Below are 8,301 nucleotides of genomic sequence, written 5' to 3'. Positions count from 1 at the left end.
CCATAAGTGTGAAACCATTTCCCAAATAGCAATATTTATTTTTTGATAAATTGTAAATGAATTCCAATCTTGTAATTTGGTGGTGTAAGTTTTAAGGAGGTAAAATTGTGGCAATGTTATTAGTGGGATGGCGGTGAGTAACGGAATAACCACCCGCTCCAGGCGGACCTTAAGCCAGCGCTGGCGCTCATAGCGTTGATATAACATGAACGAAAAATAGCCGGAAATAACAAAGAATACCTGCATGCGAAAGGCGTGAATGAAATCATTTAGTAAGGTAAATAGATGTGAAGGATGCGTACTATTCACTGCCCAATGATGGTTGGAGTATATAAGAGAAAGATGAAAAGGAATGCCGAGTAACATCAAATAGGCGCGGATAGCGTCTAGAAAGTACTCCCGTTGGTTAGTATTTTTTTTCATACTTATTCACTATTTGTTATCGGAATTAGAATAACGCGCCGGTTTTACCCACGGAGTTGTTTTTATAGTAAACGTTTATTGATAACAATATACGTTATTCAATGGATCAGTAAGGCGAGAAACACTACTATAAGGGCTAATAATTTTCCATAGCGTATTTTAGCTGGGCAAGATAGTCTTGTGGCTTAGCCACGGGTTTAAACAATCAACCGTCAGCATAACTCAGGCATTTACGCTAACCTGAATTTATCTGTGCGGTATGTGGGATAAACCGTCAATAATTTGGCTGTGATGATTTAAGCACCCGAACAGGGGGAGATGTGCGAGTTAATATTTTTTCAAACGTTAATAGAATGTCTAAAGGGTCACGCGCGAACAGCGTCAGATGGCTGGGGGTAACTCTCTTGCTGTCATTATTCACTTCTCAGGCAATGGCTTTCTCGTTAGATGATGTGGCTAAACAGGCACAGACATTGGCGGGTAAAAGCTTCGAGGCACCAAAAAGTAACCTTCCATCGCAATTTCGCGAAATGAAATTTGCCGACTATCAGCAGATTCAGTTTAACCATGACAAATCCTATTGGACCAAACTGGATACGCCATTTAAGTTAGAGTTCTATCATCAGGGCATGTACTTCGACACGCCAGTGCAGATAAACGAAGTTACTGCGACCAGTGTTAAACCCATCAATTATAGCCCGGACTATTTTAACTTTGGTTCGGTCAAGCATGATGCCGAGTCAGTGAAGAACTTAGGTTTTGCTGGTTTTAAAGTGCTTTATCCGATCAATAAAGCGGATAAGAAAGATGAAATCGTAAGTATGCTTGGTGCCAGCTATTTTCGTGTGATTGGTAAAGGTCAGGTTTATGGCCTTTCTGCGCGCGGGCTGGCCATTGATACGGCATTGGCCTCTGGCGAGGAGTTCCCACGTTTTCGTGAGTTCTGGATTGAGCGGCCTAAACCAAATGACAAACATCTGGTTATCTATGCTCTGCTGGACTCACCTCGTGCCACCGGTGCTTACCGTTTCGTCATTTATCCGGGGCGCGACACCACTATTGATGTACAGGCCAAAGTCTTCCTGCGCGACAAGGTTGAGAAGCTGGGTATTGCACCATTAACCAGCATGTTCCTGTTTGGGCCAAGCCAGCCGTCAGCAGTGTTGAACTATCGTCCGGCATTACATGATTCCAATGGTCTTTCTATTCATGCGGGTAATGGTGAATGGATTTGGCGACCACTGAATAATCCAAAACACCTGTCGGTCAGCACCTATACGGTAGAAAATCCAAAAGGGTTTGGTTTGCTACAACGGGGTCGTGAATTCTCGCAGTATGAAGATTTAGACGACCGCTACGATTTGCGTCCGAGTGCCTGGGTTGAACCGCGTGGTGATTGGGGCAAAGGTAAAGTTGAGCTGGTGGAAATTCCAACGGCGGATGAAACCAACGACAATATCGTGGCCTTCTGGTCACCAGACGTGTTGCCGGATGCAAAAACATCACTTGATCTGAATTACCGCCTGCACTTCACGCGCGATGAAGAGAAATTGCATTCGCCGGACGTGGCCTATGTCAAACAGACCTTACGTTCAACCGGTGATGTGAAACAGTCGAATCTGATTCGTCAGCCTGATGGCAGTGTGGCATTCCTGGTTGATTTTGTCGGTCCAGTGTTGAAATCACTTGATGAAAATACACCGCTAGCTTCACAGGTCAGTATCGACGACAACGGTGAATTGATCGAGAACAGTGTGCGCTACAACCCGGTTACTAAGGGCTGGCGTTTAACATTGCGGCTAAAAGTTAAGGACGCAAAAAAACCGATAGAAATGCGTGCTGCGTTGGTTAACGGTGATAAAACCCTGACTGAAACCTGGAGCTATCAGCTACCTGCCGATGAATAAGTCAAATCAATCTCCTGTACAGGATTATATTGCGGACTTGCCCCTGACTGCTCAGCAGCTAGGGGCGCTGCGTGATGCTCTACCTGAAGATGTATTACTCGATAGCACCCCTGAAGCGATGCAGCATTTGCATCAGCAACTGGCGGCCAGTGCGCCACCAGCGGGAGTTTTTAGCCAGGAAGACAGTGCGTTAGCATCAGTCAATGCCCGTCTGCGTGCGGCGTGGCCGGAGGCCTTGGCGCAAGGGAAACAACTGGAGTCAGATTGCGAAGGGCGCACGGTCATTAATGCGATGCCGCCCATCAAACGCACCAGTATGGCACCGCAGGCATGGCGGACCAATCCGGTGGGGCGTTTTTGGGATTCATTATTGGGTCGCAACCCGGTATCACGGGCACAAACCCATGAGCAGGCCATCGCCGAGAAGAAATGGCGTAGCGTAGGCTCTCTGCGCCGCTATATTTTGCTGATACTCATTGTGTTGCAAACCACCATTGCGACCAGTTATATGAAGACCATTCTGCCCTACCAGGGGTGGGCGTTAATCGATCCTTTCGAGATCTGGCAACAAAACTGGCAGGTTTCGGTAATGCAATTGCTGCCTTACCTGCTACAAACCGGCATCCTGATTCTGTTTGCCGTGCTGTTTTGTTGGGTCTCTGCCGGATTCTGGACCGCGCTGATGGGCTTCCTGCAATTGCTGATTGGCAAAGATAAATACAGCATATCCTCTACTATCAAAGGGGATGAGGCGCTAAATCCAGCTCACCGGACTGCGCTGATTATGCCAATTTGTAATGAGGACGTGGAGCGGGTATTTGCGGGGCTACGTGCCACTTATGAGTCAGTCGCCGCCACGGGTCAGCTTGAGCACTTCGATATTTATGTGCTCAGTGACAGTTATGACCCCGATATCTGTGTGGCAGAACAGAAAGCCTGGCTGGAGCTGTGTCGTGATGTCGATGGGCATGGGCGCATTTTCTACCGCCGCCGCCGCCGCCGGGTTAAACGCAAAAGCGGTAATATCGATGACTTCTGCCGCCGTTGGGGCAGTCAGTACAGCTATATGGTGATTCTGGATGCCGATAGCGTGATGAGCGGTGAGTGTTTGACCGGGTTGGTGCGGTTGATGGAAGCCAATCCAAATGCCGGGATTATCCAATCTGCGCCGAAAGCCTCAGGTATGGACACGCTGTATGCCCGTATCCAGCAATTTGCCACGCGGGTCTATGGTCCGCTGTTTACGGCTGGTTTACATTACTGGCAGTTAGGCGAGTCCCATTACTGGGGCCACAATGCCATTATTCGGGTTAAGCCTTTTATCGAGCATTGTGCACTGGCACCATTGCCGGGTGAAGGTTCGTTCGCAGGTTCCATTCTGTCGCATGACTTTGTGGAAGCGGCATTAATGCGCCGTGCCGGTTGGGGAGTGTGGATTGCTTATGATTTGCCGGGTAGCTATGAAGAACTGCCACCTAATTTGCTTGATGAACTAAAACGAGACCGCCGTTGGTGCCACGGTAATCTGATGAATTTCAGGTTGTTCCTGGTTAAGGGCATGCATCCGGTTCACCGGGCTGTGTTCCTCACTGGTGTGATGTCATATCTGTCTGCGCCGTTGTGGTTTATGTTCCTGGTGCTGTGTACTGCTTTGCAAGCGGTGCATACCTTGATGGAACCGCAGTATTTCCTGCAACCGCGTCAACTGTTCCCAGTCTGGCCCCAGTGGCGGCCCGAGCTGGCAATTGGCTTGTTCTCCACCACTTTGGTATTACTGTTCTTGCCAAAATTACTCAGCATCATTTTGATCTGGGCAAAAGGGGCGAAAGAGTACGGTGGGGCGCTGCGTCTATTGCTGTCGATGCTGGCTGAAATGTTGTTCTCCGTATTACTGGCCCCTGTGCGCATGCTGTTCCATACCGTGTTTGTGGTCAGCGCCTTCCTCGGTTGGTCAGTGCAATGGAACTCACCACAACGTGATGATGATGCCACGCCGTGGAGTGAAGCTATGGTTCGTCACGGCTCGCAATTGTTACTGGGTTTGGTTTGGGCCGGTGGCGTGGCCTGGCTGGATCTGCGCTTCTTGTGGTGGTTATCGCCGATTGTATTTTCGTTGATTCTGTCACCGCTAGTCTCTGTGGTTTCCAGCCGTCGGACATTGGGGATGGCCAGTAAACGGGCTAAATTATTTTTGATCCCGGAAGAGTATAATCCACCACGAGAATTGCTGGCGACGGAAGAGTACCTGAAGCTTAATCATCAGCGGGCGCTTAGTAATGGTTTCTTGCATGCGGTGATGAACCCATCGTATAACGCGCTGGCCAGTGCGATGGCGACAGCTCGCCACCATACCCGTGCGATTATCGAGCAGGTGCGTGCCGAGCGGCTGACACTCGCGCTGGAGGCTGGGCCGGATAAATTGGCTAAATTACAGCGTCTGGAATTACTCAGCGACCCGGTATTGATTTCGCGTTTGCACCAGCAAGTCTGGCAGCAGCCGGAGCAGTATCAGATTTGGAACGGGTATTATCGCCAACTCGCGCATAATATAAAGGCGTTTCCAGCAGCGAAATAACGCTGATATGAAGTAACGGTAATATTGAGTAACAACGGGCGTACATTATGTATAGCCCGTTTTTTTATTAGTGATAGTTCGGTCTGAGCGGTGATAGCGTATTAGTGAATACGGACTAACGCTTTAACACCTTCTATGTTTTACATTAGCCAGATTGAGTCTTAACCGTTGTTTACATGGCGCTATGATAAGCTGTGTATCGCGCAAAACCTGAAGAGTAACTGTGTGAATCCCATTGTTAAACTGACCCATTGCCCTACCAGCATGGCCCGCATTGTTATGCTGGTGATCGGTATTATGTTGTTGTCCGGCTGTGGCAGCATTATCAGCCGCACGGTGCCGGGGCAGGGCCATGGGCATCAATACTATCCTGGCGTGCAATGGGATATGCGTGAGGGACCATGGAAGTATGTCACGGTGATAGACGTTCCGCTGTCAATGATAGTTGATACTTTTATGCTGCCAATCGATGCTCGTCACGGCCCTTATGAGTAACATCATTCGTTGGTAGCAAAAATCAGCAGTTGGTAGTGTTGTTGCTGACAAACGAATTCACTGATCGGTGTCATATGTAACCCTTTGACATGGGCTGCCAATGAGTGTGGATTATTGTTGTTAACAAACGCGGCCCCTACATCAAATTGATTACAGGTATGGGTTTTAACGGCGCTAAACAGCTGTTTAAGCACCCCTTTGCCGCGCCAGTGGCTATCGATACACACCGGCCCGTAAAGAAATACCCGCAATTGTGCTAATGGTTGGCCTTGATACTGTTGATGGCTTATGGCTTCCAGCATGGCATCAACCACCGGTGGCCGTGGTTGTTTATCCGTGTGGGCCAGACAGACAAAACCCGCGACTTGCCCATCATCAACTGCAACCAGAATTCCCAAATCTTGGTTAATTGAATCCAGTTGCTTTTCATCCATTTGTGACACAATAAAACCCTGTTTACGCTGCTCCGGGCTTAAATTTTCTGGGGTATTTTGTCGCTGCAATTGTAAGATGGCCGGGTAGTCTGAAGGTTGCGCAGGTCTTATTTTCATGTTTAATCTCTAGGTTCGAATGTGTTATCAGGAGAGAGCCGATGCCATCAAAAGCAGTGAGATTATCCGATACCCACTTAAGTAAGCCGCCGTCAGTGTTACCGAAAACCGCGATAATGCGTGTTGCCAGACCCACCGATAATCTTAAATTAATCAGCGAGATGTACTGTCGTGGCTTAGGATTTAGTCAACTGGGTCATTTTGTCGATCATCAGGGGTTTGACGGTATTATTCTCGGACATCCACACCACACTTACCATTTAGAGTTTACGCATCATCGCGGCGTCCGGGTAGGGGCGGCACCGACGCAGGACAACTTATTAGTATTTTATATACCGGATGAAGCGCAATGGAGTCTTCAGTGCCAGCAGATGGTGACGGCAGGTTTTCGTAAGGTCACTGCTTATAATCCTTATTGGGATGTCAGTGGCAAAACGTTCGAAGATAGCGATGGTTATCGTGTGGTATTACAGCAACAGGAATGGCTGTTGTAGAACAAAACCCGCCACCAGGGCGGGTTTGTGTGAACAGAGGTTGCCGTGCATGCATCAGGCGGCTTGTTGGCCCTGAGTATTATTCATCAGCCGACGAATCGGTACGATAAGCAATATTAACACTGCCGCACAGATAACCAATGCAATTGAGCAACGGGCGAACAGTGTTGGCAGCATATCAAGCTGGTCAGCTTTAACATGTCCGCCAATCAGGCCCGCAGCCAGATTACCCAGAGAACTGGCGCAGAACCACAAGCCCATCACCTGGCCGCGCATTCTGTCTGGTGCCAGTAGGGTCATGGTGGCCAAACCGATCGGGCTAAGGCACAACTCACCCAGTGTCAGCAGCAGTATACTCATCACCAGCCACAGAGGTGAAACACCGGCACCACCACTGCTAAGCACATGCTGAGCGGCATACATCATCACAGCGAAACCGGCCGCCGCGCATAAAATACCGATGACAAATTTAGTGATACTGCTGGGTTGAATTTTCTTCTTCGCCAGGGCAGGCCAAGCCCAACTGAATACCGGTGCCAACAGAATAATAAACAGCGCATTTATTGATTGGAACCAGACTGTTGGGATCTCAAAGCCCATAACCATACGGTTGGTATAGTCATTAGCAAACAGGTTGAATGAAGTCGGTTTCTGTTCAAACGCTGACCAGAAGAACGCCGCAGAAACTAACAGAATAAAGCACACCAACAGGCGAGCACGATCTTTACGGCTCATATTGGCAAAGGCAAATAGATAGACGAAATAGAGTGTCACTGAGGCCGCAATAACATAGACCAATAAGCTGGCAATCAAGACCGGATTAATCGGGATAATCCCTTGTGCTATAAGGGTAATCAGTACCACTACCAGCAGCAGGATGCCTGTCACCCACTTACCAACCCCTTGGCGCTGATTTGTCGGTTTGTTCCAGCTTGAGTCTAGCCCGACTTCTGCGTCATAGCGTTTCATCGCTGGGATAGCAAAACCACGGAAGATAACCAGTGCCACTAGCATACCAATACCGCCGATACCAAAACCCCAGTGCCAGCCGTGGGATCGCAGCAACCAACCGGACAGTAGCGGCGCGATAAATGACCCCATATTGATACCCATATAGAACAGTGAGAAACCACCGTCGCGGCGGGCATCACCTGGCTTATATAGGGTGCCGACCATGACTGAGATACAGGTCTTGAACAAGCCTGTACCCAGTACGATAAACACTAAACCGATAAAGAACATGTCGTTGCCGAAGAACGCTGATAGCGCAATCGACAGATGACCCAGTGCAATCAGGATAGAACCATACCAGACTGCACGTTGCTGGCCGAGCCAGTTATCAGCCAGCCAGCCGCCGGGTAATGCTGCCAGATACATGCTACCGGCAAAAATCCCGACGATAGCGGAGGCTTGCTCACGAGGCAGGCCCATACCACCGTCAAATACAGTGGCAGCCATAAACAGAATTAACAGTGGGCGGATGCCGTAGAACGAGAAACGCTCCCACATTTCAGAAAGAAACAGGCCGCTGAGCGGATAAGGATGGCCAAAGAACGTGCGGCCGCCTTCGGAGTTAACAGAGGTTTGCATAAAGTCTTCCCATAGAATCGCCGTTAAAGTCGGGCGAATAAGCCATCATCGAATGTTCACCCCTTTGGCACTACGGCCAGTTATCAGGGTTAACACTCGTTACAGTAGAATTTAACGCAATAATAACGTCATTTTTTGCTGCCTATCGGGGTTATATCGTATTTTTAGATGAAAAGTCGATACACATCGCATTTATCAGGGTTATCTTTCTGACTTTGAGTGCATTTCACTACAAAAGATAGGGACTAAGTTTCATTATTTAATCT

The 8,301-nt window shown here is 48.7% G+C and carries 7 protein-coding genes; 4 read left to right on the top strand and 3 right to left on the bottom strand.

What is annotated here, in order from left to right; genetic code table 11:
* A partial coding sequence (locus V1952_RS17685) for an acyltransferase family protein (protein WP_420075231.1) occupies positions 1–423 on the bottom strand: 423 nt, incomplete at its 3' end.
* Between the two features lie 353 nt (positions 424–776).
* Between V1952_RS17685 and V1952_RS17680 the strand changes: the two genes are divergently transcribed.
* The 3 genes from V1952_RS17680 to V1952_RS17670 all read left to right on the top strand — a co-directional run bounded on the left by V1952_RS17680 (position 777) and on the right by V1952_RS17670 (position 5,400).
* On the top strand, positions 777–2,330 hold the full coding sequence (locus V1952_RS17680; RefSeq protein WP_083158497.1) for a glucan biosynthesis protein G: 1,554 nt from the start codon (positions 777–779) through the stop codon (positions 2,328–2,330).
* Positions 2,323–4,905: a glucans biosynthesis glucosyltransferase MdoH gene (mdoH, locus tag V1952_RS17675; protein WP_420075230.1), complete on the top strand. Its 2,583-nt coding sequence runs from the start codon at positions 2,323–2,325 to the stop codon at positions 4,903–4,905. The genes V1952_RS17680 and mdoH overlap by 8 nt, the downstream gene beginning before the upstream one ends.
* 264 nt (positions 4,906–5,169) lie before the next feature.
* Positions 5,170–5,400: a YceK/YidQ family lipoprotein gene (locus tag V1952_RS17670; protein ID WP_083163564.1), complete on the top strand. Its 231-nt coding sequence runs from the start codon at positions 5,170–5,172 to the stop codon at positions 5,398–5,400.
* Positions 5,401–5,402: 2 nt separating this feature from the next.
* Here the strand turns inward: V1952_RS17670 and V1952_RS17665 are convergent, their stop codons facing one another.
* The gene (locus tag V1952_RS17665) at positions 5,403–5,951 is read right to left on the bottom strand and encodes a GNAT family N-acetyltransferase (RefSeq protein WP_372559292.1); all 549 of its coding nucleotides are present in this window, start codon (positions 5,949–5,951) and stop codon (positions 5,403–5,405) included.
* 116 nt (positions 5,952–6,067) lie between these two features.
* On the opposite strand from V1952_RS17665, the gene V1952_RS17660 reads away from it, so the two are divergent.
* On the top strand, positions 6,068–6,445 hold the full coding sequence (locus tag V1952_RS17660) for a VOC family protein (RefSeq protein ID WP_372559916.1): 378 nt from the start codon (positions 6,068–6,070) through the stop codon (positions 6,443–6,445).
* A gap of 54 nt (positions 6,446–6,499) precedes the next feature.
* On the opposite strand, the gene V1952_RS17655 is transcribed toward V1952_RS17660, so the two are convergent.
* A complete protein-coding gene (locus V1952_RS17655) occupies positions 6,500–8,035 on the bottom strand; it encodes a peptide MFS transporter (protein ID WP_420075229.1) in 1,536 nt (511 codons plus the stop codon).
* Between the last annotated feature and the right edge of the window lie 266 nt (positions 8,036–8,301).

The sequence above is a fragment of the Yersinia sp. 2542 StPb PI genome (assembly GCF_048593855.1).
GTDB lineage: Bacteria > Pseudomonadota > Gammaproteobacteria > Enterobacterales > Enterobacteriaceae > Yersinia > Yersinia enterocolitica_E.
This window is presented reverse-complemented; position numbering and strand designations above follow the sequence as displayed.

Excerpts from the sequence above, each read along its gene's own strand:
- V1952_RS17680 (WP_083158497.1), top strand. The coding sequence starts at position 777 with ATGTCTAAAGGGTCACGCGCGAACAGCGTCAGATGGCTGGGGGTAACT.
- mdoH (WP_420075230.1), top strand. The coding sequence starts at position 2,323 with ATGAATAAGTCAAATCAATCTCCTGTACAGGATTATATTGCGGACTTG.
- V1952_RS17670 (WP_083163564.1), top strand. The coding sequence starts at position 5,170 with ATGGCCCGCATTGTTATGCTGGTGATCGGTATTATGTTGTTGTCCGGC.
- V1952_RS17665 (WP_372559292.1), bottom strand. The coding sequence starts at position 5,951 with ATGAAAATAAGACCTGCGCAACCTTCAGACTACCCGGCCATCTTACAA.
- V1952_RS17660 (WP_372559916.1), top strand. The coding sequence starts at position 6,068 with ATGCGTGTTGCCAGACCCACCGATAATCTTAAATTAATCAGCGAGATG.
- V1952_RS17655 (WP_420075229.1), bottom strand. The coding sequence starts at position 8,035 with ATGCAAACCTCTGTTAACTCCGAAGGCGGCCGCACGTTCTTTGGCCAT.